This is a genomic window from Jatrophihabitans sp. YIM 134969 (assembly GCF_054456675.1).
Genome location: NZ_JBTJEQ010000040.1, coordinates 19,234 through 45,680, shown reverse-complemented (window position 1 = coordinate 45,680; position 26,447 = coordinate 19,234). Strand labels below are relative to the sequence as shown.

Here is a 26,447-nt window from a genome sequence, read left to right as displayed (position 1 = left end):
CTCGCGGCAGGGCAGGGGTCGCGGCCGACGCCGGAGCCGCCCACGCACCGAGGACGCCCGCGGCGCCGCCCCCGGCCGCCGCGGCCAGCACCGCCCGTCTCGCCACCTGACCTGTCACGAACGTGATCCTGACGGGCGGCCCGGGGGCCCACAAGGACGGAACGGGCAGACCTCGTCAGGTGGCCCAGGTCACACCCTACCCTGGAACTTGAGCGACCCCGACTCAGTTGTGATGACTGAGAGTCCAGCACCACCTGGCACCTAGAGACATCCAGAAGGAGCATCCCCACATGGCACGAGCCGTCGGTATCGACCTCGGTACCACCAACTCCGCCGTCGCCACCCTCACCGGCGGCGAGCCGGAGGTCATCGCGAACTCGGAAGGATCGCGGACCACCCCGTCGGTCGTCGCGTTCGCCAAGAACGGCGAGGTCCTCGTCGGTGAGGTCGCCAAGCGGCAGGCCGTCACCAACGTCGACCGCACCATCCGGTCGGTCAAGCGCCACATCGGCACCGACTGGACCGTCGACATCGACGGCAAGAAGTACACGCCCCAGGAGATCAGCGCCCGCGTGCTGCAGAAGCTCAAGCGCGACGCCGAGGCCTACCTGGGTGAGGACGTCACCGACGCGGTGATCACCGTTCCCGCGTACTTCAACGACGCCCAGCGTCAGGCCACCAAGGAGGCCGGCGCGATCGCGGGCCTCAACGTCCTGCGGATCGTCAACGAGCCGACCGCGGCGGCGCTCGCCTACGGCCTGGACAAGGGCGACAAGGAGCAGACCATCCTGGTCTTCGACCTCGGTGGTGGCACGTTCGACGTGTCGCTGCTGGAGATCGGCGACGGCGTCATCGAGGTCAAGGCGACCAACGGTGACAACCACCTCGGTGGTGACGACTGGGACGAGCGGATCATCACGTGGCTCGTCGACAAGTTCAAGGCCGCCAACGGCATCGACCTCACCAAGGACAAGATGGCGATGCAGCGGCTGCGTGAGTCGGCCGAGCGCGCCAAGATCGAGCTGTCGAACAACCAGCAGGCCTCGATCAACCTGCCCTACATCACCGTCGACGCCGAGAAGAACCCGCTGTTCCTCGACGAGCAGCTCTCGCGGGCCGAGTTCCAGCGGATCACGCAGGACCTGCTCGACCGCACCAAGACGCCGTTCAACAACGTCATCAAGGACGCCGGCATCTCGGTGAACGACATCGACCACGTCGTGCTCGTGGGTGGTTCCACCCGCATGCCGGCCGTCGTCGACCTGGTGAAGAGCCTGACCGGTGGCAAGGAGCCCAACAAGGGCGTCAACCCGGACGAGGTCGTCGCCGTCGGCGCCGCCCTGCAGGCCGGTGTCCTCAAGGGTGAGGTCAAGGACGTCCTGCTGCTCGACGTCACCCCGCTGTCCCTCGGCATCGAGACCAAGGGCGGCATCATGACCAAGCTCATCGAGCGCAACACGACGATCCCGACCCGTCGCTCGGAGATCTTCACGACGGCCGACGACAACCAGCCGTCCGTGCAGATCCAGGTCTACCAGGGTGAGCGCGACATCGCGGCGTACAACAAGCGCCTCGGGATGTTCGAGCTGACCGGCCTGCCCCCGGCGCCGCGTGGCGTGCCGCAGATCGAGGTCGCCTTCGACATCGACGCGAACGGCATCGTCAACGTGTCGGCGAAGGACATGGCCACCGGCAAGGAGCAGGGCATGACCATCACCGGCGGTTCCGGTCTGAGCAAGGACGAGATCGACCGCATGATGAAGGACGCCGAGGCCCACGCCGAGGAGGACCGCAAGCGCCGCGAGGAGTCCGAGGTGCGCAACACCGCGGAGTCCCTGCAGTACACGACCGAGAAGTTCGTCGCCGACAACAGCGACAAGCTCCCGGCCGAGACGAAGACGCAGCTGGACGACGGCATCGCCGAGCTGAAGAAGGCCCTGGAGGGCAACGACTTCGACGCCATCAAGGCGGCGCAGGAGAAGCTCGCCACGGTCGCCCAGCAGGCCGGCACCGCGATGTACGAGGCGAGCGCTGCGGCGAACGCTGACGCGGGCACCGGTGCGGCCGGCGGCGAGTCCACCCAGACGGTGTCCGACGACGACACCGTGGTCGACGCCGAGGTCGTGGACGAAGGTCCCGACGGCCCCGACTTCACCAAGCAGTGACCGCCCCGGGAAGCGGCGAGGGCCAGGACCCTCGCCGCGACCCGGACGATCCGGAGCGCGTCGTCATCCGTGACAAGCGCCGGATCGATCCGGTCACAGGCGAACCGCGCCACGTGGCGTCGGAATCCGATCAAGAGATCGTTGCTGAAGGCAACGGTCTGGCCGAGGCGCTGGGCGCGCCGGAGCCGGCAGTCGAGGAGGAGCTCGTGGTGACCCGCGAGATGGAGTTGGAGGTCGAGCTCGCCGAGCGGACCGCCGACCTCCAACGGGCGGCCGCGGACTTCGCGAACTACCGCCGGCGGATGGAGCGCGACCGCGAGGTCAGCGCGCAGAACGCGGTGGCCAAGGCGCTGTCGTCGTTGCTGCCCGTGCTCGACGACGTCGACCGGGCCCGCGCGCACGACGACCTCACCGGCGCGTTCAAGGCCGTCGCCGACAAGCTCGAGGGCGCACTCGCGGCCGCGGGCCTGGAGGCCTTCGGCACCGAGGGCGACGAGTTCGACCCGGCGGTCCACGAGGCCGTCACGCACGACACCAGCGCGGACGTCGAGCGCCCGACCACCACGGTGGTCATGCGCAAGGGCTACCGCATCGGCGACAAGCTGCTGCGGCCCGCGATGGTGGGCGTGACCGCCCCCGAGTAAGCGAAGAACGCAAATTCTGTGTCTTCTTGCGGCCCCCGGCCGCAAGAAGACACAGAATTCGGCAGTGGAGAAGGAGGTGACGTCCGGCGATGGCTGCGCAGGACTGGCTCGAGAAGGATTTCTACGCCGCGTTGGGCGTCGCGAAGGACGCCGACAGCGCTGCGATCAAGAAGGCGTACCGCAAGCTCGCCCGCGACCTGCACCCGGACAAGAACCCGGGTGACGCCGCGTCCGAGAAGCGCTTCAAGGAGGTCTCCGAGGCCTACGACGTGCTCTCGGACGCCGCCAAGCGCAAGGAGTACGACGAGCTGCGCACTCTCGGGGCGCGCGGCGGTTTCAGCGGATTCCCCGGCGGCGGTGGCGGCTTCCCGGGCGGCGGCGGTGGCGGTGGCGGCTTCACCAGCGGCATCAACATCGACGACCTGTTCCGGGGGGCCGGCGGTACCGGCTCGTCGGCGGAGTACGCCGACCTGTTCGGCAACCTGTTCGGCAACGCCGGCGCGGCGGGCGCGGGTCGCCGCGGGGGCGCGCGTCGCCCGCAGGGTTCGGGTCCGCAGCGCGGCCAGGACGTCGAGTCGCAGGTCACCCTGGACTTCGGCGAGGCGGCGCACGGCGTCACGCTGCCGTTGCAGCTGACCGGCCCCGCGCAGTGCTCGCTGTGTCACGGTTCCGGCGCGGCACCGGGCACGTCCCCGCACACCTGCCCGACCTGCGGCGGCAGTGGTTCGATCACGCAGAACCAGGGCGGCTTCGGGTTCTCCGAGCGCTGCCCGCAGTGCCTCGGCCGCGGTCAGGTCGTCGACACCCCCTGCCCACAGTGCGGGGGCAGCGGCGTCGAGAACCGCACCCGCACCATCACCGTCAAGGTGCCGCAGGGCGTCCGTGACGGCGCCAAGCTCCGGATCCCCGGCAAGGGCACGCCCGGTCAGCGGGGCGGCCCGGCGGGCGACCTCTACGTCGTGGTCAACGTCCGCCCCGACCCCCTGTTCACCCGCTCCGGTGACGACCTCCGGCTCACCGTCCCGGTGACGTTCCCGGAGGCCGCGCTCGGCACCACGCTGCGGGTCCCCACGCTCGACGGCGCGGTCTCGCTCAAGGTGCCCGCGGGTACCGCGTCCGGCCGCACGCTGCGGGTCCGGGGGCGTGGCATCGCCACCGCGAAGAAGACCGGTGACCTGTTGGTGACGGTGGAGGTGGCGGTCCCCGCCAAGCTCGACTCCGCCGCGCGGGAGGCCATCGAGGCCTACGCCGCGGCCCAGCCCGAGGATCCCCGTCCGCAGATCACGGCGGCCCTGAACGGGGTGACCCGATGAGTCGCCCGGTCGGCCACGCCGTTCCGGAGGACGCCCCGGTCTTCGTCATCTCGGTCGCGGCCGAACTCGCCGGCATGCACGCCCAGACGCTGCGGCAGTACGACCGGCTCGGCCTGGTCACGCCGTCGCGCACGCTCGGCGGTGGCCGGCGCTACTCCGCGCGCGACGTCGCTCTGCTCCGCGAGGTGCAACGCCTCTCGCAGGACGAAGGCGTCAACCTGGCGGGCATCAAGCGGATCATCGAGCTCGAGTCGCAGGTCGACGCCCTGCGTTCCCGCCTGGCCGAGATGAGCGCCGAGATCCTGCGGATGCAGGACGAACTCGTCGCCCGCTCGATGCCGTCCACCGCGCTCGTGGTGTGGCGGCCGTCCGCCCGCCGCTGACCCGGCTCAGATCCACCCGCGCTCACGGGCGCGCAGGCCCGCCTGGAACCGGCTCGTGACGCCCAGGCGGGCCAGCAGTGTCTGCACCCGGCGCTGCACGGTCCGCTCGCTCACCTCGAACGCGCGGGCGATGGCGGCGTCGGTCTGACCGGCGGCGAGCAACGTCAGCAACGCCGCCGTGGCGTCGTCGACCTCGGACTGCTCGACCGACGGCAGCACCGACGCACGTTCCCACTCGCGCTCGAACAACGCCGCGAGGGCGTCGAGCAGCGACCCGGGGTGCACGACGTAGGCCGACTGCTGCAGGCTCGCCTCGGTCGAGACGACGGGGACGAGCGCGATCTCGTCGTCGACGAGGAACACCTTGGTGGGCAGCTGTTCCGCGATCCGGACCCGGTCCCCGGCCGCGCGCCACTCGAGGATCTCGCCGGTCAACCGGCCGGGCCACGCGGCGGCCGCGCCGTCCAGCACGATGCGGACGTCGAGCCCCTCCTCGACCTTCGCGAGCAGGTCACGGTTCGAGCCCGGCCGCACGCTCACGTACGGCGGGCGGTCGAGGCCGCGGATGCTCCGGTTCGCGCCGCGCTGCGCCTCCCGCAACCGGGTGCCGACCGCCTCGGCGCCGGTGAGGATCTCGACGACGTCTCCGGGGTGCGCGGAACGCCGCGCCGCGCGGAACTCCCGTTCCAGGACCCCGAGCGCCCGCTTGGCCTCCCGCACCCCCTCCTCCCGGCGCACCAGGGCGCTCGCCAGGCTCGAGTCGGGGCTGACGGCGTCCCAGGCGCCCGCACCGTCGTGGACGACCAGGTCGGCGTCGGCCAGTCGCTGCAGCGCAGCGGCGACCCGCGCCGGCGGGTGGCCGGTCCGCGCCGCGACGATGTCCGCGGCGACACCCGGCTCCAGGACGAGGGTGACGTAGACGTCGGACGCCACCGGATCGTCGATCCCGACCGCGGTCAGCGGTTGTCCGTATGACGACATCCGACGTGAACCCGACACGCGCACCATCTTGCCGCGTCTGCTCCGCGCCGAGAGAGTGGCCGCGCCCCACGACGTGGCCGCCCCTGATGCTTGGAGCTCGTACGTTGCACACTGCACCGATCACTCGTCGTCTCGTCGTGGTCGCCGCGACCTTCGCCGCGGTGGTGGCCACAGCCGTCGCCCCCGGGTTCACGTCCACGGCCGCCGCGGCGCCCACCGACCGGTCGACCCACACGGTGCCGCTGTGCGCCTCCGAGGTCGCGCCCGGACACGCCCGGTGCTTCGCCGTCGCGCAGGTCACCGACGGGCAGTCCAAGGGCACCACGCCGAAGGGGCTGACCCCGGCCAACCTGCGGTCGGCGTACCAGCTGCCGGCCAACGGCGGCGCGGGCGTCACCGTGGCGATCGTCGACGCCTACGACAACCCGAAGGCCGAGGCCGACCTCGCGGTGTACCGGAAGACGATGGGCCTGCCCGCGTTGCAGCCGGGGCAGTTCCGCAAGGTCGACCAGCGCGGTGGCACCGACATCCCCGCGCCGGACGCGGGCTGGGCGGGGGAGATCGCGCTCGACCTCGACGCCGTCTCGGCCGTCGCCCCGCTGGCCGACCTGCTCCTGGTCGAGACCGACTCCAGCCTGGTCGACGACCTCGGCAAGGGGGTCGCCACCGCCGTCGCCCTCGGGGCGGACGTCGTCTCCAACAGCTACGGCAGCCGCTACGCCAGCAGCCCGACCGGCGGTGAGAACCCCGACCAGCTCGAGCAGGACGCGGCGTACTACGACCACCCGGGCGTCGCGGTCGTGGCCAGCACCGGTGACGACGGTTTCGGCGTGGCCTACCCGGCGGCGTCGCCGCACGTGACGGCGGTCGGCGGCACCAGCCTCGCCCGCGCCTCCGGCACGAACCGCGGCTGGCGCGAGACGGTCTGGGACGGCGCCGGCAGCGGGTGCTCGGTGCAGCAACCCCAGCCCACGTGGCAGACCGGCACCAGCTGTGACCACCGCGCGAGCGCCGACGTCGCAGCCGTGGCCGACCCCGCCACCGGTCTCGCCTCCTACAACTCGTACTCCGGCCACGGCTGGATCCAGGTCGGCGGCACCAGCCTCGCCGCACCGGTGGTGGCCGGGGTCTACGCCCTCGCGGGTCGCGCCGAGCCCGGCACCGAGCCGGTGACCTACCCCTGGGCCCACCGTGGCGCGCTGTTCGACGTCACGGGCGGGTCCAACGGCAGCTGCGACCCCGCGGTCTGGTGCACCGCCGGCCCCGGGTGGGACGGCCCCACCGGCCTCGGCACGCCGCGCGGCACCTCCGCCTTCGTCACCGGCCCGCACGGGACCCTCGCGGGCGAGGTGACCACGACGGCGGCCGGGCACGCGCCGATCGCCGGGGCCGCGGTCACCGCCACCCGTGTCGACGGGACGGCCGACGCCACCGACCGCGCCACGGCCGTCACCGACGCCGACGGCCACTACGACCTCACCCTCTCCGCGGGCAGCTGGACGGTGTCCGCGTCGGCGTACGGCAGCTACGACGGCACTTCGGCCACCGTCACCGTGACCGCGGGGGCCACGACGCCCGCCGACGTCACCCTGAAGCCCCGGGCGGTCCGCACCGTCTCCGGCCGGGTCACCGACGCGTCCGGACACGGCTGGGCGTTGCCCGCGACCGTGACCGTCGACGACGTCCCGGGCGGCCCGGTCACCGCGGCGCCCGCGACCGGCCGGTACACGCTCGCGCTCCCGGCCGGGCGCAGCTACACGCTCCACGTCACCGCCGGGCTGCCGGGCTACCTGCCGGTCACCCGCACGGTGAAGGTGGGGGCGGCCGACGTCGCGCTGGACGTGCCGCTGACCGTCGACGCCGCGGGCGTCGCCGCGCCCGGGTACGAGACCCGCTTCGACGGGCGCAACCAGGGCTTCGGCGCCGGCGCCGTGCCGACCGGCTGGACGGTCGCCGACACCGGCGACACCCCCGGGTGGCGCTTCGACGATCCCCGCACCCGGGGCAACGAGACCGGCGGGAGCGGCGGGTTCGCGATCGTCGACTCCGACGCCGCGGGCAGCGGCCACCACCAGGACAGCCTGCTGACCGGCCCGGTCACCGACCTGCACGCGGCCGACCACCCCACGTTGCAGTTCTCGACCTACGTCAACCCCTACGACGGCCAGGACACGACGGTCGAGCTCAGCGTCGACGGCGGTTCCACGTGGTCGACCGTGTGGAACCCGGCGGGGACGTCGTCGACGGTCAGTGGAGTCGTCTCGGTGCCGCTGCCGACGGCCGTGCACCAGCGCGCCGTCCAGGTCCGGTTCCACTACACCGGCACGTGGGCGACCTGGTGGGAGGTCGACGACGTCGCCTTGGGCGACCGCGAACAGGCCGTCGTCCCCGGTGGTCTCGTGCTCGGGACGGCGAAGGACGCCACGACCGGTGCGAAGCTGCCGGCGGTCGACGTCAGCGGACCCGGCGACCTGCACACGGCCACCGGCGCCGGCGGTGCGATCGGTGACGGCCGGTTCGAGGTCTTCGTCCCGGCCGGGACGGCCGATTGGACCGCGAGCCGCCCCGGCTACCGGCCCGTGACGGTGCCGGTCACCGTGGTCGCCGACCGGGTCACCACCGTCGCCTTGCCGCTCAGCTCGGGCCGGTCCGTGCCCGCGCAGCGCGGCGTCGCCGCGACGGTGGCCGCGGGTGGGACCGGCACGGTCGACGTGACCGTGCGGAACACGGGGACGGCGCCGGTCGTCGTCCGCCCGCACGAGCAGGCCTCGGGCTACGGGGTGCCCTCGCCGGGAGCGGGTGCGCCCGCCGTGGACGTCCCGGCCACGGTCAGCCGCTCCGCCGCCCCGGTCTCCGCGGCCGGTGCAGCCGGTGCCGCCGCGACCGCTCCGACCCCTGCCGGTCGTGGTGGCTGGCGCGCGCTGGCCGACGCTCCGGCTGCGGTCTTCGACAACGCCACGGCGAGCAACGGCACCGCGCTGTGGTCGGTCGGTGGCGTCACGCCGAAGGGCTACAGCGCGGCGCTCTACCGCCTGGACCTGCGGACCGGCACGTGGTCGCGGAAGGCCGACGCGTCGGTCGCCCGGGCGCAGGCCTCCGCGGTGTTCATCGGCGGCAAGCTCTACGTCACCGGCGGCTGGGTGGACGGGGGCGGCACGTCGTCGGTCACCGAGGTCTACGACCCCGCCACCGACCGGTGGACGTCGCGGGCGCCGGTGCCGCTGCCGTACGCCGCCATGGGCGAGGGGGCGGTCGACGGCAAGCTCTACCTCGTCGGCGGTTGCTCACGGGACTGGTGCGGCTCGTACGACCTGCAGGTGTACGACCCGGCGTCCGACGCCTGGACGTGGGCGCCGGGGACCGACAAGGCGACGTCGTTCGCCGCGTGCGGCGGGATCGGCCACGCCCTGTACTGCGCCGGCGGGACCGACGACAACGACACGCAGATCCGCACCACGCAGCGGTTCGACCCGGCCACGAGCACCTGGACCCGGCTCGCCGACCTGCCCACCGACCAGTGGGGCGGCACGGCCGCCGTCGGCGACGGACGGTTGGTCGTCAGTGGGGGTGTGGTGGAGAACCGGGCGTTGACGAACCGGACCTGGGCGTACGACCCGGCGATCGACGCCTGGTCGTCCCTGCCGGCGGCGCCGGTGGCGAGCTACCGCGGTGGGGGCGCGAGCGGGCTGTTCGCCGTCGGTGGTTCGACCGGGACGGCCACGCCGCTGCGGTCCACCTGGGTGCTGCCCGGGTGGGGCACGGGCAGCGCGACGGACGCGCCGTGGCTCTCCGTCGCCGACGCACCGGTCCGCATCGCGCCCGGTGCCACCGCGACGATCCGGGTGCGCCTCACCGCCGTGGCGGTCACGCCGTCCGGTGGCAGCTACCAGGCAGCCGTGGTGCTCGAGGACGACTCGCCCTACCCGCCGCCGGTCGTCCGCGTGACGATGCGGGTGCCGTGAGGCCCGCCCTAGGCTGAGCGCATGGGATTCCTCGACAACGCCAAGAAGTTCGCGAGCGAGCACGCCGAGCAGGTCGAGCAGGGGATCGAGAAGGCGGGCGACCTGGTCGACCAGAAGACCGGGGGCAAGTACGCCGACAAGGTCGACCAGGCGCAGGACAAGGCGGGCGACGTGCTCACCGGCAAGGACGCCGAGCGCAACGACGTCCGGCGCTCCTGAGTCTCACCGCCGCCGGAACGTCGTGACCTCGACCGACACCGTCACCGGGACGGCGTCGGGCAGGGTCGCGACCCGGCGGGCGGTCGCGGCCGGGTCCTGGTGGTGCCCGGTCGGCCCCATGTCCACGAGGTCGGCGAGCGTGGCGTTGTCGAGCGTGGCGACGCGCTCGACCCGTTCGGTGGCGAGGCGGTCGAAGCCACCGAACGCCGCGTGCAGCCGGGTCGACTTGTCGCTGCCCACCTCGAGCATCCCGAGCGGGCCGATGATCTCAGCGAGGTGACCCGGGGTCGGGGTCACCGTCACCACCACGCCGGACGCCGTCAGCACCCGGGCGAGTTCGGCCGGGTCGCGTGGCCCGAAGACGCTCAGAGCGGCGGCGAACGCGCCGTCCGCCACCGGCAGGGTGGCCCACGCGTCCGCTCCCACCACGGCCAACCGGTCGTGCGCCCGCGCCGCGCGTCGCAGGCCGGGAACGGAGACGTCGACGGCCACGCCGAGGCGTTCGGGTTCGGCGTCGAGGACCTGCGCGGCGTACCAACCCGTGCCTGCCGCGAGGTCGAGGACCGGTCCCGCCGGCGCGGTCTCCGCCACGGCCCGCGCCACGGCCGCCGCGATCGTTGCATAGTGCCCCGACGCCAGGAAACGGTCGCGGGCCGCGATCATCGCGGCGGTGTCGCCGGCGTGCGGTCGCGCCCCGGCGAACAGCGAGACGTAGCCCTGCCGGGCGATGTCGAAGCTGTGGCCCGCGCTGCACCGCAGCGACCGGTCGACGCGCGCCAGTGGTTCCGCACCGACGGGGCACCGCAGCAGCGGCAGCGCACGGTCGAGGGCTGCGGTCACGCCACGAGTGTGCGCGACGCCCGTCCCCAGCCGACCCACAGTGACCCCCGAGCTCAGCGGGGCATGACGTTCGTGTCAGCGCACCGTCAACGGGGGGACCGTCATGAGCCTGCTGGACAAGGCACGTCGTTACGCACAGAAGAACCCGCAGGGCGTCGAGCGCGGCGTGGGCAAGGCCGTCGACGCCGTCAACAAGCGGACCGGCGGCAAGCACGCCGGCGTCCTCGGCAACCTCAAGCGCAACATCCGGAAGGTCACCGGCGGCGGCGGGACCGAGCGCCGCGGCTACTGACCCGTCAGGTCGCGGCGGCGCGGGCGGAGCGGTCCGCGAGGGTGCCCGAGCGCGTTCACCCCGCCGGCGAGTGGTCACCTCTGCCTGCGAGTGGGCGGGAATTCCTGACCATTCGAGGGGGTAGGTGACCACTCGCCGGGGGGTGGGTCTCAGGTCGCGGCGGCGCGGGCGAAGCGGTCCGCGAGGGTGGCGACGGCCGCGGTCAACTCCGGTGAGTCCACGACCTCGAAGTCGCACCGCAGGAACGTCAGCCAGTTCGCGAGGTCGGCGGCCGAGCGCGCGCCGAGCGTGAGCCGGCACCGGTCGGGTCCGAGGTCCTCGATGCTGCCCTCGGCCCACGCTCCCATGCTGGCCGCGATGTCCGCGCTCGAGGTGTGGGCGACGACCGTGGCGCGGAACGGGTTGCTCGTGCGGGTCTTGCCGGCCGCCCACTCCCCGAGGTCGTCGGCGGGGAGCGGCCGGTCGCGGAACCGGTGGCCGACCGATCGTGGCTCGGTCATCCGGTCGAGGCGGAACATCCGCCAGTCGTCGCGGATGAGGTCATAGCCCACGAGGTACCAGCGGCGCCCGAGGTTCACCAGCCGGTAGGGCTCGACGCGTCGCTCGGTCGCCGCGCCCGACCGGTCGGAGTAGGCGAAGCGCACGATCTCGTGGTCACGCGCCGCCGCGGCCAGCAGGCCGAGCACGGCGGCGTCGACCTGGACGCCACGCGCCCCGGGCGTGGCCCGCACCGTGTAGGACTGCAATGCGTCGACGCGGTGGGCGAGGCGCTGCGGCAGGACCTGTTGCAGCTTGGTCAGGGCCCGCAACGACGTCTCCTCGATGCCCTCGACCCCGCCGCCCGCGGACGTGCGCAGGCTGACCGCGATCGCCACGGCCTCGTCGTCCTCGAGCAGCAGCGGCGGCATCGCGGCGCCGGCCGAGAGCCGGTAGCCGCCGACCGAGCCGCGCGTCGCCTCGACCGGATACCCCAGCGCGCGCAGGCGCTCCACGTCGTTGCGGATGGTCCGGGTGCTGACCTCCAGCCGCGCGGCCAGTTCCGGACCGGGCCACTCGCGCGGGGTCTGCAGCAACGACAGCAGCGTGAGGAGCCGTCCGGACGTCTGGGCCATGTCGTCGAAACTAGTCGACCAAGCGGAACGAAACGTTCCTGATGCCTCGGGAAGGTGTGGTCGTCCAGAACGGCCGACCGACCAGGAGTCGACATGACGACGACGCTCGAACCCGCAGCCCTCCCCACCGACACAGCGCCCGCCGACGCACCGGCGCGCCCCCGCGACCCGGACGCCCGGCGCCGGTGGACCGGCTTCGCGGTGGTGCTGACCGCGATGATCATGAACCTGCTCGACTCCACCGTGCTGAACGTGGCGGCGCCGTCGATCCAGCGCGACCTCGGCTCGTCGTCCTCCCAGCTGGAGTGGACCGCCGCGGCCTACACGCTGGCCATCGCGGTCGGGCTGCTCACCGGCGGCCGCCTCGGCGACCGGTACGGGCGTCGACGGATGCTGCTGATCGGCCTGGCCGGGTTCACCGCGGCTTCGGCGGCGTGCGCCTTCGCCTGGTCGCCGGCCTCGCTGATCGGCTTCCGGGTCGTGCAGGGGCTCGCGGCCGCGCTGTTGACCCCGCAGACGTTCGGCCTGATCCGCGACCTGTTCCCGGCGGACCAGCTCGGCAAGGCCTTCGCGGCGTTCGGTCCGGTCATCGGGATCTCGACCGTGGCGGGGCCCATCGTGGCCGGACTGCTCATCGAGTGGAACCCGGGCGGCAGCGACTGGCGCTCGATCTTCTTCATCAACGTCCCGATGGGCGTGTTCGCGTTGGTCGTCGGGGCCAAGGTGCTCCCGAAGGGCGCCGGTACGCGCACGATCCGGCTCGACCTGGTCCGAACGTTGCTCATGGCAGCAGTCAGCTTCCTGCTCGTCTTCCCGCTGGTCGACGGCCGGACGCTCGGCTGGCCGACCTGGATCTTCGCCGTCCTGGCCGCGGCCGTCCCGGTGCTCGCGGTGTTCGTGGCGCAGCAGCGCCGGCGCGTGCGCACCGGACGCACCCCGCTGCTCGAGGCGAGCGTCCTCCGCAAGCGTTCCTACGTCGCCGGGATCGTGTTCACGATGGTGTTCTTCGGTGCGCTCGTCGGTTTCTCGTTGACCGTCGGACTGTTCCTGCAGCTCGGACTGGGGTTGTCGCCGATCCACGCCAGCCTGTGGATGGCGGCGCTGGCCGTCGGCGCGTTCTTCGGTTCGGGGGTCGGGGCGTGGGCGGCACAGGCCGTGGGGCGCCCGATCCTGCACATCGGCCTCGCCATCATGGCCGTCGGTGTGGTGGTCGAACTGGTGTGCCTGCACGCGGTCTCGGCCGGCTCGACGGTCGGCGGCGGCACCGTCATCCCCGGCCTGGTGGTCTACGGCTTCGGCATGGGGATGATCTTCGTGCCGCTGTTCAGCATCATCACCGGCGAGATCGACGACCACGAGGTCGGTTCGGCGTCCGGGATGCTCGAGGCCTTCCAGCAGCTCGGTGCCTCGCTCGGGGTGGCCGTGCTCGGCACCGTGTTCTTCGGTCACCTCGCCCTCGAGCGCGGCGGACCGGCGGCGGCCGCGGCAGCCGGCCGTCACCTCGACGCGATCGAGGCGACGATGACGGTGGCCCTGGTGCTGATCGCGGTGGCCTTCGTCGTCGGCTGGTTCCTCCCGCGGCGGGCGAAGGTCGCGCAGTACGCCTGACCCCGTTTGGCCGAATTCTGTGTACTCCTGCGGCCCCACGCCGCAGGAGTACACAGAATTCGGTCGTTTCGTCAGGTCAGGAGCGGGGCGAGGGTGAGGCCGAGGTGCAGGCGCAGGCGGTCCTCGCCCCGCTTGACCGAGAGTCCCGTGAGCGTCTCGACCCGGCCGAGGCGGTGGTAGAGCGTCTGCCGGTGGATGCCGAGGGCCGCCGCGGTCTCGGCGACGGAGCCGGCCAGGTCGAGGAACGTCCGCATCGTGCGGGTGAGTTCGGGATCGTCCAGCAACCGTCGGACCGGTGCGTCGAGCACGAGTCCCGGCGCCGGATCGGCGGCCAGGAGGCGGTAGACGCCGAGGTCGTCCCAGGCGGCGACGGGTCGCCGGGCCGGGTCGACACGCGCGACCCGCACGGCGAGCCGGGCCTGGCGCCACGACGTGCGGGCCTGGCGCAGATCGGTGGTGGGTGCACCGATCCCGGCGACGAGCGAGGTCCGGTCGGCGACGCGTTCGGCGTACAGGTCGAGCGTGCGGCGCGCGACGTCCTCGGCCGGGCGGAGGTCGGCGTCGCGGGCCGGGTTGCGCCTGGGGGTCAGCGGCACGAGCAGGGTGGTGCCGAGTTCGGTGCTCGAGGCGAGGACGGCCCGCGGCAGCCGCCAGAGGTTGAGCGACAGGTCGCGGCCGTCGTCGCCGGTGGCGCCCGCGACGACGACGACCACCGGGACGTCGTGCGGCAGTTCCGAGCGTTCGCGGACCGCGGCGATCGCCCGGGTGACGTCGTCGGCGTCGGCCGAGAGCAGGTCGGCCAGGGTCGAGGCGGCGTTCTCCCGGGTGCGGCTCTGCGCGGCCAGCAAGGTCCCGGCGTGCTCGGCGAGGTCGGCCGCGGCGCGGACGGCGGGGGACCGGACGTCGCCGGTCCAGTCGTAGGCCCAGACGTAGCCGTAGGTGACCCCGCGCCACCGCGCGGGCAGGCACAGCCGTGGGGCGATGCCGAGCCGACTGTCGCCGGGGATGGTCACCGGGTCGGGGGTCGTGGCGATGCCGTAGCGCTCGAACCACTCCCGCACCTCGGGCGTGGACCCTCGGGTGAGGATCGAACCCTGGCGAACGGCGTCGACGTCGGGCCGCTGGGTGCCGTACGCGACGAGGTCGAAGTTCCGGTCCTCCAGCGTGATCGGCGCGCCCAGCAGCCGGGCGGCCTCCTCGACGATCCCCTGCAGCTCCGGGCGCACGGGTTGAGCATATGTCTGACGAGGGTGGAACGACGCTCGACGTCTGTCCATGGAGCCTCCGGGCGGCGCCGGGAACACTGACCGTCATGGCGAACCCGGTGCTCATGAAGCTGTCCCGCAACGACCGGGTGCGGCGGCTGACCACGTCGCTGCCGGTCACCCGCCAGGTGGTCGACCGCTTCGTCGCGGGCACCACCGAGGAGCAGGCGCTCGCCAGCGTCCGCGAGCTCATCGGCCGCGGCCTCGACGTCACCGTCGACCGGCTCGGGGAGGACGTCACCGACCGCGAGCACGCCGACGCCACCGCGGCCGCCTACGTCGGGTTCCTCGACGACCTGCGCACCGCGGGTCTCACCCCGGCGGCCGAGGTCTCGCTCAAGCTCTCGGCCATGGGCCAGGCCCTCGGCGCCGACGGCCCCGCGATCAGCCTCGACAACGCCCGTCGTGTCTGCGAGGCGGCGGCGGCCGCGGGCACGACCGTCAGCGTCGACATGGAGGACCACACCACGGTCGACGCCACCCTGGAGACGGTGCAGGCCCTGCGCGCCGACTTCCCGTGGGTCGCCACCGTCGTCCAGGCGATGCTCCGCCGAACCGAGGGCGACCTCGCGCACCTCACCCACACCGGCTCGCGCATCCGGCTGGTCAAGGGGGCGTACGCCGAACCGGCGTCGGCCGCCTACCAGAGCAAGGCCGAGGTCGACGACGCCTACGCCCGGAACCTGCGTCTGCTCATGGCGGGCGAGGGCTACCCGCAGGTCGCCACCCACGACCCGGCCCTCATCGACGCCGCCGAACGCATGATCGTCGAGTACGGCCGGACCTCCGACAGCTACGAGTTCCAGATGCTGTTCGGCATCCGCACCGGTGAGCAGCAGCGCCTGCACGACGCCGGCCACCGCCTGCGCGTCTACGTCCCGTTCGGCGACGACTGGTACGGCTACTTCATGCGTCGTCTGGCTGAACGCCCCGCCAACGTCGGCTTCTTCGTCCGCGCGCTCGTCTCCCGCTGACCCACCCTCAACGACCGGATCCTGTGGACTCCTGCAGCCCCAGGCTGCAGCGGGACACACCATTCGCGGAAGGACATCCCACATGGACGCCATCACCTCCGTCCCCGCCCCCGTCAACGAGACGGTCCGGACCTACGCCCCCGGATCGACCGAGCGGGCGGCGCTGCAGGCGTCGCTCACCGAGCTGGTGAAGTCGCCGGTCGAGCTCACCGCGACCATCGGCGGTGAGCAGAAGCTCGGCGGCGGCGGGGAGTTCTCGGTCGTGCAGCCGCACCGGCGCGAGCACGTGCTGGGCACCGGCCGGGGCGCCAGCGCCGCCGACACCACCGCGGCGATCGCGGCCGCGAAGGACGCGGCGCCCGCGTGGGCCGCGATGGACTTCGACGACCGCGCGGCGATCCTGCTCAAGGCGGCGGACCTGCTCGCCGGGCCGTGGCGCTCGACGCTGAACGCCGCGACCATGCTCGGTCAGAGCAAGACCGCCTACCAGGCCGAGATCGACGCCGCGTGCGAGCTCGCCGACTTCTGGCGCTTCAACGTCGCGTTCGCCCGGCAGATCCTCGCCGAGCAGCCGATGGCCAACAGCCCGGGGATCTGGAACCGGCTCGACCACCGCCCGCTCGAGGGCTTCGTCTACGCCATCACCCCGTTCAACTTCACGGCCATCGCCGGCAACCTGCCGACCGCTCCCGCGCTCATGGGCAACGTCGTGCTGTGGAAGCCGTCGCCGACCCAGCAGTTCGCCGCGCACTTCACGATGCGGCTGCTCGAGGAGGCGGGGATGCCCGCGGGCGTCATCAACCTGCTGCCGGGTGACGGCCTCGACGTGTCGTCGGTGGCGCTCGCCCACCCCGACCTCGCCGGCATCCACTTCACCGGTTCGACGCCGACCTTCCAGCACCTGTGGCGCACGGTCGGCGAGAACATCGGGGGCTACCGCGCCTACCCGCGCATCGTCGGCGAGACCGGCGGCAAGGACTTCGTGCTGGCCCACCCCAGCGCCGACGTCGACGTCCTGCGGACCGCGTTGATCCGCGGCGCCTTCGAGTACCAGGGCCAGAAGTGCTCGGCCGCCTCGCGGGCGTACGTGCCGCGTTCGGTGTGGAACCGCATGAAGGACGACCTGATCGCCGAGACCGAGTCGATCACGGTCGGCGACGTCACGGACTTCTCGCACTTCATGGGCGCCGTCATCGACGACCGGGCCTTCGCCAAGCACCAGGCGGCGTTGCGGCGTGCAACGGAGTCGTCGTCGCTGCAGGTGGTCGCCGGCGGCACCACCGACGACAGCGTCGGGTGGTTCGTACGTCCGACCATCATCGAGGGCAGCGACCCCACCGACGAGGTCTTCACGACCGAGTACTTCGGGCCGATCCTCGGCGTCCACGTGTACGACGACGCCGACTTCGAGACCGTCATGGACCAGGTCGACTCCGCCTCGCCGTACGCGCTGACCGGCTCGATCGTCGCGCAGGACCGCGCGGCCGTCGCCCGGGCGTCGGAGCGGCTGCGCAACACCGCCGGCAACTTCTACGTCAACGACAAGCCCACCGGGGCGGTCGTCGGGCAGCAGCCGTTCGGCGGGGCGCGGGCCTCGGGCACCAACGACAAGGCGGGTGCGCCGCAGAACCTCATGCGGTGGACCTCGACCCGCTCGGTCAAGGAGACGTTGGTCCCGGCGACGGACTGGCGCTACCCGCACATGGAGGGCTGAGGTCGGGTCAGCGGGCCGCGCGGGCCTGCCGCCACACCTCCAGCACGAACCGCCAGAGGCCGGACAGCACCGCGCTGCCGACCACCAACCCGGCGCTCGCCAGGTGGACCGGCACCCGGGCCCCGGGCAGGACGAACGCGCCGGCCCAGAACGTCACGAGGGCCAGGGCGAGTCCGGTCGTGCGGATGACGCTGCCGGGTGTCGCGCGGCGGATGGCCCGGCGCTGGGAGCGGCCACCCTCGCCGAGCACCCGGCGGAACCGACGGGCGGTGCGGAACAGCAGCACGCTGATCAGCGCGGTGAAGAAGATCCGGCCGGTGCCGACGTTCCGGAGCAGGATGCCGATGCCGTCGGCCGCGAGCAGCAGCAGGCTGAAGACGGTGAAGAACCGCCGGACCACCGCCGCGAGGTCGCGGCCGATGCGCGGGTCGCCCGGCCGCAGCGCGGCGGCCCGCCGGTAGGTGCGCACCGCGTCGTGCAGTTCCAGGCGGGTCGTGCTGACCTCACCGAGGCCGCGCAGCGCGTCGGCGTTCTCGGGGTCCAGCCGCAGCACCTCCTGCAGCGCGGCCCGTGCGGCGTCGGTGTCGACCTTCGCGTTCCGCACCTGGCCGAGGATCAGATGGGTGGAGGGCTCCTGCGGCGCCAGGCCCACCGCCCGTTCGGCGGCGGCGACGCTGACGTCGTCGACCCGGCCGGTGACGAGGTCGACCTGAGCGCGCACGACGTAGCCGGTCCAACTGGTCGGGAGCGCCGCGACGGCGGCGTCGGCGTGCTGCCGGGCGGCGTCCACACGACGTAGACCGGCGTTGCACAGTGCAGCGATCCGGTGGGCCTGGTCGTCCCCGGGGCGGACGGCGAGGACCTGCTCGGCGAGGTGCAGGCCGTCACCGACCTCCCCTTCTCCCAGCGCGCACCGCGCGAGCATCAGCAGCGCGAACGGGTCGTCGGGATCCTCGGCGATGACCGGCCGCAGGGTCTCGCGGGCCTGGGCGTAGCGGTCGAGGTCGATCAGCACATCGGCCCGCTCGAGCAGGGCGACGGTGTCGGGCGTCTCGCCGCCGGTCGTGGTCACAGCCGTCTGACCTCCCTGAGGTAGGCCCGCAGGTCGGCGTAGGTGCCGTCGTCGTCGCCGAAGCTCACGACGGTGCGGGCGGTGTCCAACCACGGCCCGATCGACGGCCGGATCTCGGCGAGCGCGGCGTCCACGTCGCGCATGTCGATGAGCCGGACGGTCCCCGAGCGGGCGCTGTCGAGCAGAGCGCGTTCGGACGCGGTCTCGCAGACGTGGGCGAGGTCCGCGCCCGAGAAACCGTTTGTCCGCTCGGCGATCCGGCCGAGGTCGATGCCGGCCAGTGGCCGGTCACGCAGGTGCGTCTCGAGGATGGCGCGGCGGGCTGCTGCGTCGGGCGGGGTCACGAGCACCGTGCGGTCGAGGCGCCCGGGACGCCGCAACGCCGGGTCGACGTCCCAGGGCTGGTTGGTCGCGGCCAGCACGAACACGCCCTCGTTGACCGCCTCCACGCCGTCGAGCTCGGTGAGCAGGGAGTTGACCATCGTCCGCAGACCGGTCGTGCGCTGCTGGCTCCGTCGGCCCCCGAGCGCGTCGAGTTCGTCGATGAACACCACGCACGGCGCGCTGCGGCGGGCGAGCTGGAACAGCTCGTGCAGCGCCCGTTCGGACTCGCCGAGCCAGCGGGAGAGGACGTCGGCGAGACCGATCGACACGAACCCGGCACCGAGCTCACCCGCCACGGCCCGCGCCAGGAAGGTCTTGCCGACCCCGGGCGGGCCGTACAGCAGCAACCCGCCGCGCAGGCTCTTGCCGTACAGACGACGCAGTTCGGGGTTGCGCATCGGGGCGAGGAAGGCGGCGTCGAGACGCTCCTTGACCGCCTCCATCCCGCCGACGTCGGCGAGCGTCACCGTGGGCAGTTCGAGGTCGTACGCGTCGGCCGCGGGCGGCGCCTCGCCGGTCTCGACGAACGCCGGCGGTGGGCCGTCGAGCTGGGCCTCGGCGTGCCCCCAGTCGAAGGGTGGGTCGGTGGTCTCCGGCGTGGTGGCAGGAGGACCGGCCAGCGCGCGCTGCATGAGGGCCTGGATCCGGGCGTCCGTGGGGTCCGCCGCGAGCGCCGGTGCCACCACCCCGACCGCCTGGGCGTGCCGCCCGGCCGCGAGCAGCTGGTCCGCGACGTGCAGTCGCAGCGGCAGGTCGTCCGGCCGCCCGGCGAGCGCGGCCAGCAGGGACTCGAGCAGCGCGTCGTCCACGACGACGACCGTACGAGACACCGCGGCGCGCGGACACCGGGAACCCGGGCTGTGCACCACCCCACGGAGCGTGCAGGGACGCCCGGATCCGGGCAGGTTGACGGTGTGCGCATCCTCGTCACCGGCGCGTCCGGGTTCGTCGGCGGTCGGCTCGCGGCGGCACTCGCGGACGACGGTCACGACGTCCGGGCCATGACCCGTCACCCCGACACCTACCGCGGAGCGGGTGAGGCCGTCGGCGCCGACGTCTTCGACCCGGAGACGCTGCCGCCGGCGCTCGAGGGCTGCGACGCGGCCTACTACCTCGTGCACTCCCTCGACGAGGCGAACTTCGAGAAGCTCGACGCCGAGGCCGCGGAGGCGTTCGCGTCGGCGGCGAAGGCCGCGGGCGTGCGGCGCATCGTCTACCTGGGCGGCCTCGGGGACGACCACGACGACCTGTCCCCCCACCTGCGCTCGAGGCGTCAGGTCGAGCACATCTTCGAGAACTCCGGCGTCCCCACCACCGCTCTGCGGGCCGGGATCGTCATCGGCCACGGCGGCGTGTCGTGGGAGTTGACCCGGCAGCTGGTCGAGCACCTCCCGGTCATGATCACGCCGCGCTGGGTGCGGACCCGCACCCAGCCGATCTCCATCGCGGACGCGGTCCGCTACCTCGTCGGCGTGCTCGACGTCGACGACCCCGACTGCCACCACTACGACATCGGCGGGCCCGAGGTCCTGCGGTACGTCGACATGCTGCGGCGGGTGGCGGTCATCGAGGGGCGGACCATGATCATCGTGCCCGTTCCCGTGTTGTCGAAGTCGTTGTCCTCGCGGTGGTTGTCGTTGGTCACCGACGTCGACCGACAGACCGGACGTTCGCTCATCGAGTCCATGAGCAACGAGGTCGTGGTGAAGGACGACGCGATCCGCGAGGTCGTGCCCTTCGAGCCGATGGACTACGACGAGATGGTCCTGGTGGCGTTGGGGGAGCGGGCGCGGGCCGCGCGCGGGGCCCACGCGTGAACGCCCTGAACGACCGCGCCGCGCAGCTGAGCCGACGGCTGCCGTCCTGGCTGACCGAGAAGGTCCCGCGCGACCACTGGGAGTCCGACGCCGCGTTCACCCGGCGTCGTCGGGTCGTGGCGGGGACGACGGTGGTCGGGGCGTCGCTGCTGGGCCTGTCGCTGTCGGCGGAACCCGACACCAAGGAGTTCTACGGGCTCACGGCGGCCGTGGCGGGCACCTGGGTGGTCGGCGGGTTCGGATCCGGACCGTTGCACCTGGGATACCAGCAGCGGCGCACCGAGCAGGAACTCGAACGGCCGCTGCTCACGCCGGTCGCGCTCGGGGTCGGCGCGTTCGGCGTCTTCTACGCCGTCGCGCTCGTCGCGCGGGAGATCCCGTTCCTCGACCGTGCGCTCACCAAGATCCTGACCTTCGCCGACGAGGGGAACTCGGCTCTCACCCTCGGTACGGCCCTGGCCAACGGGGCCGCCGAGGAGGTCTTCTTCCGCGGTGCCATGTACGCCGCGGCAGGGACGTCCAAGCCGGTGGCCAAGACGACCGCGGTCTACACCCTGGCCACGGTCTCCACCCGCAACCCGGCCCTGGTGCTCGCCGCGGCCGTCATGGGCACGTTGTTCGCGGCCCAACGCCGCGCGACGGGCGGCATCCAGGCCCCGCTGCTCACCCATCTCACGTGGTCCACGCTGATGTTCCGGTTCCTGCCGCCGTTGTTCACCGGCCCCAAGGCCGAGGCGCGACGGGCCCGGCGGCGCCTGGGCCGCTGAGCGGACCGACGGTCAGGTGAGCACCGGCGTCTGCAGTCGCGTCCCGAAGTCGCGGGCGAGGGCGCTGCGGGCGGCGTTCCAACCGCACATGCCGTGTACCCCGCCGCCGGGCGGGGTCGACGACGAGCACAGGTAGACGCCGTCGACGGGGGTGGCGTACCGCGACAGCGACGGCGTGGGGCCCACCACCGACTGGTACATCCCGGCGCGACCGGCGTTGATGTCACCGCCGACGTAGTTCGCGTCGTACGCCTCGTACCCGGACGACGTCCGGCTCGTCCGGTGCACCACCAGGTCACGGAACCCCGGTGCGAACCGTTCGATCTGGGCCTCGATCGCGTCGGTGCGGTCGAGGTCGGACCCGTTCGGCACGTGGCAGTAGGCCCAGAGGGTCTCGCCGTCGTCGGGCGTGCGGGTCGGGTCGGCGACCCCCGCCTGCACGACGAGGACGTACGGCCGCTCACTGTGCCGGCCCGCCTCCATCGCGGCCTCGCTCGCGGCGACCTCCTCGAGGGTGCCGCCGAGGTGCACCGTGCCGGCCGTCCGCACCTCGGGGTTGGTCCACGGCACCGGGCCGGACAACGCGTAGTCGAGCTTGAACACCCCGCCGCCGTAGCGGAACCGTTGCAGTGTGCGGCGGTAGCGTGCCGGCAGGTCGTCGCCGCCGATCGCGGCGAACTGGTGGGGGCCGATGTCGAGCAGGGTCGACGCGGCGGGTGGCAGCTCGCGCAGGGAGCGGATCTCGTGGTCGAGGACGAACTCCACCCCGAGTGACTCGGCGTGCGTGACGAGGGCGTCGGCCAGGACACCACTGCCGCCCTCGACGACCGGCCAGCCGCTGGCGTGGGCGCTCACACCCAGGACGAGGCCGAACGCCGAGGTCAGCGGGGCGCCGAGGTCTCGGACGCTGTGGGCCGCGAGCCCGGCGAACAACGCCCGCGCGGCGTCGGTGGAGAAGCGGGTGCGGGCCAACGTCGTCGCCGGCAGCAGACCCGGCAGCCCGAACCGGGCCAGCAGCAGCGGGTGGCGCGGCACGTGGCGCAGGTCGGAGAACACGTCGCCGAGCACCTCCGGCGCGGACTCCGACAGCCGCCCGAACAGCGACCGCCAGGCCGGGCCGTCGGCGCCGAGACCCTCGACGGTGCGTTCGACGTCGGCGTACGCGACCGCCGCCCGGCCGCCGTCGAGCGGCTGCGCGAACGAGGCCTCGGGCCGGCGCATCCGCACCCCCATGCCCTCCAGGTCCAGCCCACGGAAGAACCGCGACAGTTCGACCATCGACTGGACCGTGGAGCAGACGTCGTGGCGGTAACCCGGCAGGGTCAGCTCGGCGGTCCGGCATCCGCCGCCGGCGGTCGACGACGCCTCGAAGACGGTGACGGGGATGCCCTGCTCGGCGAGGGTGATGGCCGCGGCGAGGCCGTTCGGCCCGGCGCCGACGACGTGGGCGCGGGCGGGTCGGGAACTCACACCTCCACCTTGCCCCGTGCCCGCCGGGCTCAGACGGGCGGCCACCACCCCAGCCGCGCTTGACCTGCTGTTGACGGTCCGATGACGTGCCGGTGACCCGCGCCCGGTGAGGGTGGACCCACATCACGACCGACCACCGGAGGACCCGCCATGACCCGACGCCCCACCTACGAGGGACGTCCGCTCCCACGCCCCGACGAAGAGGTCGTCGACCAGGGCCTCGCGTTCGACCTGGGCACCCTGAGCCGCCGGTCCGTGCTGAAGTTCCTCGGGCTCGGCGCCGCGACCGCCGGGCTGACCGCCTGCGGTGCGGCCGGTGTTGCCGGAGGTGGCTCGTCGTCGAGTTCCACGACGTCGTCCTCGTCGTCCTCGTCGTCTGCAGCCGCCACCGGCACCACGACCGCGGCCGAGAGCGAGATCCCCGAGGAGACCGCGGGTCCGTACCCCGGCGACGGCTCGAACGGACCTGACGTCCTCGAGACGTCCGGCGTGGTGCGCCGCGACATCACCACCAGCTTCGGCGAGATGTCCGGGACGGCCGAGGGGGTGCCGGTCACGGTGACGTTGGCGTTGACCGACCTCGCCTCGGGCGACGTGCCGTTCGAGGGGGTCGCGGTGTACGTGTGGCACTGCGACCGCGAGGGCCGTTACTCGCTGTACTCCGACGGCGTGACGGAGCAGAACTACCTGCGCGGGGTGCAGGTCGCGGACAGCAACGGCGAGGTCACGTTCACCAGCATCTTCCCGGCCTGTTACGACGGCCGCTGGCCGCACATCCACTTCGAGGTCTATCCCGACGTCGACAGCATCACCGACTCCACCTCGGCGATCGCGACCTCGCAGATCGCGATGGTGCAGGACGTCTGCGACACCGTGTACGCCACGGAGGGCTACGAGCAGTCGGTCACCAACCTCGCGAAGGTCAGCCTCGACGGCGACAACGTCTTCGGCGACGACGGCGGCGTGAGCCAACTGCCGACCGTCACCGGTGACGTGTCGTCCGGGTACACGATGCGCCTGGCCGTCGGCGTCGACACGTCCACGGCGGCCGGGGGTGGCGCGGGTGGAGACGGCGGCGGGATGGGTGCGCCGCCCACGGGTGGGCCGGGTCAGAACTGATCGTTGCTCTAGACAACGATCAACGGGACGGCCGTCTCCGCGGACGTCAGCGCGCCGTGCATGCCGACCAGGTCGGTGACGGCCTGCGGCTCACGGTCGGTGGCCATGATCGCCCAGTCGTCGCGGGCGATCGCCACGACGTCGCCGAGACGCGGGAGGTTGCGGTCCGCGACCGGGCCGAAGCGGCCGCTCGTGACCGCCTGCTCGCGGGTGAGGACCGTCGCACGTGGGCCGAGGACCTCCGACCACGTGGCGTGCACGTCGTCCGCGGCTCCACGCACGCAGTACACATGGCGGAACCGGGGCTCGCCGGCCACGGCCCGGACTCCCGCGCGCAGCGCCGGTTCCCGCCCGACGTCGACGCGGTGGGTGGACGGCACGTCCAACCCGCCGTGGTCGGCCGTCACGACGAGCGCGGTGCGGCGGGGCAGCGACTCCGCGAGCCGGGCCAGCATCGCGTCGACCCGCGCGGCGGCGTCCGCCCACTCCGGCGACGCGATGCCGTGGACGTGCGCGGCGGTGTCGAGCACCGAGGTGTAGCCGTAGACCAGGCCGGGTCCGGCTCGCACCTCGTCGACGAGGCGTCCGGTGGCGTCGTCGCCGTCGGCGAGCCCGATCGCCCGGGCCCCGCCGTACGCCGCGATCGTGAGGCCGCTGCCCAGGAACGCCCCCGGGAGGACGACGCGGGTGTCGACGCCCGCCGCGGCGATCCGCCCCCACCAGGTCGGGACCGGTTGCCACACCGCGGGTGAGGGGTCGTCGCGCCAGAAGATGTGGGTGAGCACGCGGTCGGTGCCCGGGACGAGCAGGGTAAAGCCGAGGATGCCGTGTTCACCGGGCATCGTGGCCGTCCCGAGCGTCACCAGACTGGTCGGCGTCGTCGACGGGCACGGCGAGCTCAGCACGTCGAGCGTTCCGGTGACGCCCGCCAGGACCGAGGCCAGCAGCGGGGCGTGCGGCGCGAGGCGGGGGAGCAGTTCGTGCCCCAGCCCGTCCACCAGCACCAGACAGACCCGGTCCACCTCGCCGACCCGGTCGGCCAGCGCGATCGTGTCGGTCCCGCCGGGTACGCCGAGCACCGACGCCACCGCCGGCAACAGGTCGGCGAGCGTTCCGGTCACCGCCGCAACCTAGCCTCGCGCCCCGTGCGGGCCGTCAGGTCGTGAGCGGGATGCGCAGGATGCGGTCGTCCTCGGCCTCGGGATCGCCGCGTCCGTCGCGGTTCGAGGTGGTGACCCACAGCGCGCCGTCGGGGGCGAGGGTGACGGTGCGCAGACGGCCGAACCGGCCCTCGAACAGCGTCTCGGGCTGGGCGAGCGAACCGTCGGCGTTCACAGCGATGCGGTAGAGGCGTTCACCGCCGAGAGCGGCGAGCCACAGCGCACCGCCCGCGTACGCCAGGCCGGAGGGTGAGGCGTCGGAGGTCGCGAACGTGACCAGCGGGGCGGTGCTGTCGCCGGTGTCGCCCTCCGTGCCCTCGGCGGCGGGCCAGCCGTAGTCGTTGCCCGCCTCGAGCAGGTTGATCTCGTCGAGGGAGTTCTGGCCGAACTCCGCCTCCCAGAGCTCGCCGTCGGGGCCGAAGGCGAGACCCTGCGGGTTGCGGTGGCCGAGGGTGAACACGACCGAGGCGGGGTCGGGGTTGCCCGGCGCAGGCCTTCCGTCGGCCGTCATGCGCAGGACCTTGCCGCCGAGGTAGGCGGGGTCGGGCGCGCGGTCGCGGGCGTTCGCGTCGCCGGCGGTGACGTACAGCAGGCCGTCCGGTCCGAACGCGATGCGTCCGCCGTTGTGGTTGCCGGCGGCCGGGATGCCCGTGCGGATCGGGGTGAACCCGCTCATCGACCGGCCGTCGTAGGTGAAGCGGACGACCCGGTTGTCCGTGTCCGTCGTCAGGTACGCGAACACCTGCTGGTCGGTGGCGAAGTCCGGCGAGAGCGCGAGGCCGAGCAGTCCACCCTCGCCGCCGCCGCCGACACCCGGCACCGTGCCGACCGGGGTCGTGCCCCCGGAAGGCGTGACCCGCACGATCCGGTGGCTGTCCCGTTCGCTCACCAGCGCGTCGCCGCCGGGCAGGAACGCCACGCCCCACGGCACCTCCAGGCCCGCGGCGACGACCGTGGGTGTGCCGGCGCGCGCCGGGGCTTCGGTCCCCGCCGCCGAGGAGCTGGACCCCGATGCGCTCGGGCTCGCGGTGGGCGTCGTGGTGCTCGCGGACGGCGACGCCGGGGTGTCGGCGGATGTCGTGCACCCGCCGACCAGCGCCACGGCGCCCGCCGCTGCGGTGAGGACGGCGGCTCGACGACGGAACCGGGAGGCGACCATGGCCCGACGGTATTGACCGCGTCTGTG

22 protein-coding genes are annotated in these 26,447 nt (G+C 73.1%); 13 read left to right on the top strand and 9 right to left on the bottom strand.

What is annotated here, in order from left to right:
• The first annotated feature begins 290 nt into the window (after positions 1-290).
• From dnaK to ACXR2U_RS18315, 4 genes are all read left to right on the top strand, one after another.
• Entirely contained in the window at positions 291-2,165 is a 1,875-nt protein-coding gene (gene dnaK, locus ACXR2U_RS18330; RefSeq protein WP_458826513.1) for a molecular chaperone DnaK, read from the top strand.
• 113 nt (positions 2,166-2,278) lie between these two features.
• Positions 2,279-2,809, top strand: coding sequence for a nucleotide exchange factor GrpE (locus tag ACXR2U_RS18325; protein ID WP_458826512.1), 531 nt, complete (start codon positions 2,279-2,281; stop codon positions 2,807-2,809).
• An 89-nt stretch (positions 2,810-2,898) separates the two neighbouring features.
• The gene (dnaJ, locus tag ACXR2U_RS18320; protein ID WP_458826511.1) at positions 2,899-4,122 is read left to right on the top strand and encodes a molecular chaperone DnaJ; all 1,224 of its coding nucleotides are present in this window, start codon (positions 2,899-2,901) and stop codon (positions 4,120-4,122) included.
• Positions 4,119-4,505 (top strand): heat shock protein transcriptional repressor HspR, encoded by a 387-nt coding sequence (locus ACXR2U_RS18315; protein ID WP_458826510.1) that lies wholly within the window; start codon positions 4,119-4,121, stop codon positions 4,503-4,505. The genes dnaJ and ACXR2U_RS18315 overlap by 4 nt, the downstream gene beginning before the upstream one ends.
• A gap of 6 nt (positions 4,506-4,511) precedes the next feature.
• On the opposite strand, the gene ACXR2U_RS18310 is transcribed toward ACXR2U_RS18315, so the two are convergent.
• A complete protein-coding gene (locus ACXR2U_RS18310; RefSeq protein WP_458826509.1) occupies positions 4,512-5,486 on the bottom strand; it encodes a LuxR C-terminal-related transcriptional regulator in 975 nt (324 codons plus the stop codon).
• A 137-nt stretch (positions 5,487-5,623) separates the two neighbouring features.
• Here ACXR2U_RS18310 and ACXR2U_RS18305 point away from each other — a divergent pair, with 137 nt between their 5' ends.
• The gene (locus ACXR2U_RS18305; protein ID WP_458826508.1) at positions 5,624-9,448 is read left to right on the top strand and encodes a carboxypeptidase regulatory-like domain-containing protein; all 3,825 of its coding nucleotides are present in this window, start codon (positions 5,624-5,626) and stop codon (positions 9,446-9,448) included.
• 21 nt (positions 9,449-9,469) lie between these two features.
• On the top strand, positions 9,470-9,667 hold the full coding sequence (locus ACXR2U_RS18300; protein ID WP_458826507.1) for an antitoxin: 198 nt from the start codon (positions 9,470-9,472) through the stop codon (positions 9,665-9,667).
• Between the two features lie 3 nt (positions 9,668-9,670).
• Here ACXR2U_RS18300 and ACXR2U_RS18295 read toward each other — a convergent pair whose 3' ends face one another.
• Positions 9,671-10,507 carry a putative RNA methyltransferase gene (locus ACXR2U_RS18295; RefSeq protein ID WP_458826506.1) on the bottom strand — a complete coding sequence of 279 codons (837 nt, stop codon included), beginning with the start codon at positions 10,505-10,507 and terminating at the stop codon, positions 9,671-9,673.
• Positions 10,508-10,610: 103 nt separating this feature from the next.
• On the opposite strand from ACXR2U_RS18295, the gene ACXR2U_RS18290 reads away from it, so the two are divergent.
• Positions 10,611-10,799, top strand: a complete 189-nt coding sequence (locus ACXR2U_RS18290) for an antitoxin (protein ID WP_458826505.1) — start codon at positions 10,611-10,613, stop codon at positions 10,797-10,799.
• A 149-nt stretch (positions 10,800-10,948) separates the two neighbouring features.
• Here the strand turns inward: ACXR2U_RS18290 and ACXR2U_RS18285 are convergent, their stop codons facing one another.
• Positions 10,949-11,911, bottom strand: coding sequence for a helix-turn-helix transcriptional regulator (locus ACXR2U_RS18285; RefSeq protein ID WP_458826504.1), 963 nt, complete (start codon positions 11,909-11,911; stop codon positions 10,949-10,951).
• A 93-nt stretch (positions 11,912-12,004) separates the two neighbouring features.
• Between ACXR2U_RS18285 and ACXR2U_RS18280 the strand changes: the two genes are divergently transcribed.
• Positions 12,005-13,519 carry an MFS transporter gene (locus tag ACXR2U_RS18280; protein WP_458826503.1) on the top strand — a complete coding sequence of 505 codons (1,515 nt, stop codon included), beginning with the start codon at positions 12,005-12,007 and terminating at the stop codon, positions 13,517-13,519.
• 71 nt (positions 13,520-13,590) lie between these two features.
• Here the strand turns inward: ACXR2U_RS18280 and ACXR2U_RS18275 are convergent, their stop codons facing one another.
• Positions 13,591-14,745, bottom strand: coding sequence for a PucR family transcriptional regulator (locus ACXR2U_RS18275; RefSeq protein ID WP_458826502.1), 1,155 nt, complete (start codon positions 14,743-14,745; stop codon positions 13,591-13,593).
• 86 nt (positions 14,746-14,831) lie between these two features.
• Between ACXR2U_RS18275 and ACXR2U_RS18270 the strand changes: the two genes are divergently transcribed.
• Positions 14,832-15,758 (top strand): proline dehydrogenase family protein, encoded by a 927-nt coding sequence (locus ACXR2U_RS18270; protein WP_458826501.1) that lies wholly within the window; start codon positions 14,832-14,834, stop codon positions 15,756-15,758.
• Positions 15,759-15,840: 82 nt separating this feature from the next.
• Positions 15,841-17,472, top strand: a complete 1,632-nt coding sequence (pruA, locus tag ACXR2U_RS18265; protein WP_458826500.1) for an L-glutamate gamma-semialdehyde dehydrogenase — start codon at positions 15,841-15,843, stop codon at positions 17,470-17,472.
• A gap of 7 nt (positions 17,473-17,479) precedes the next feature.
• Here the strand turns inward: pruA and ACXR2U_RS18260 are convergent, their stop codons facing one another.
• Both ACXR2U_RS18260 and ACXR2U_RS18255 read right to left on the bottom strand, forming a co-directional pair.
• The gene (locus tag ACXR2U_RS18260; protein WP_458826499.1) at positions 17,480-18,544 is read right to left on the bottom strand and encodes a tetratricopeptide repeat protein; all 1,065 of its coding nucleotides are present in this window, start codon (positions 18,542-18,544) and stop codon (positions 17,480-17,482) included.
• The gene (locus ACXR2U_RS18255) at positions 18,541-19,737 is read right to left on the bottom strand and encodes an ATP-binding protein (protein WP_458826498.1); all 1,197 of its coding nucleotides are present in this window, start codon (positions 19,735-19,737) and stop codon (positions 18,541-18,543) included. The genes ACXR2U_RS18260 and ACXR2U_RS18255 overlap by 4 nt, the downstream gene beginning before the upstream one ends.
• 105 nt (positions 19,738-19,842) lie before the next feature.
• Here ACXR2U_RS18255 and ACXR2U_RS18250 point away from each other — a divergent pair, with 105 nt between their 5' ends.
• A complete protein-coding gene (locus tag ACXR2U_RS18250) occupies positions 19,843-20,745 on the top strand; it encodes an NAD(P)H-binding protein (protein ID WP_458826497.1) in 903 nt (300 codons plus the stop codon).
• On the top strand, positions 20,742-21,512 hold the full coding sequence (locus ACXR2U_RS18245) for a lysostaphin resistance A-like protein (protein ID WP_458826496.1): 771 nt from the start codon (positions 20,742-20,744) through the stop codon (positions 21,510-21,512). Before ACXR2U_RS18250 ends, ACXR2U_RS18245 begins: the two co-directional genes overlap by 4 nt.
• A 12-nt stretch (positions 21,513-21,524) precedes the next feature.
• On the opposite strand, the gene ACXR2U_RS18240 is transcribed toward ACXR2U_RS18245, so the two are convergent.
• A complete protein-coding gene (locus ACXR2U_RS18240; protein WP_458826495.1) occupies positions 21,525-22,982 on the bottom strand; it encodes a phytoene desaturase family protein in 1,458 nt (485 codons plus the stop codon).
• A 150-nt stretch (positions 22,983-23,132) separates the two neighbouring features.
• On the opposite strand from ACXR2U_RS18240, the gene ACXR2U_RS18235 reads away from it, so the two are divergent.
• Positions 23,133-24,101: a dioxygenase family protein gene (locus ACXR2U_RS18235; RefSeq protein WP_458826494.1), complete on the top strand. Its 969-nt coding sequence runs from the start codon at positions 23,133-23,135 to the stop codon at positions 24,099-24,101.
• 8 nt (positions 24,102-24,109) lie between these two features.
• Here the strand turns inward: ACXR2U_RS18235 and ACXR2U_RS18230 are convergent, their stop codons facing one another.
• Both ACXR2U_RS18230 and ACXR2U_RS18225 read right to left on the bottom strand, forming a co-directional pair.
• On the bottom strand, positions 24,110-25,222 hold the full coding sequence (locus tag ACXR2U_RS18230) for an alkaline phosphatase family protein (protein ID WP_458826493.1): 1,113 nt from the start codon (positions 25,220-25,222) through the stop codon (positions 24,110-24,112).
• A gap of 34 nt (positions 25,223-25,256) precedes the next feature.
• Positions 25,257-26,420: a PQQ-dependent sugar dehydrogenase gene (locus ACXR2U_RS18225; protein ID WP_458826492.1), complete on the bottom strand. Its 1,164-nt coding sequence runs from the start codon at positions 26,418-26,420 to the stop codon at positions 25,257-25,259.
• Positions 26,421-26,447 lie beyond the last annotated feature (27 nt).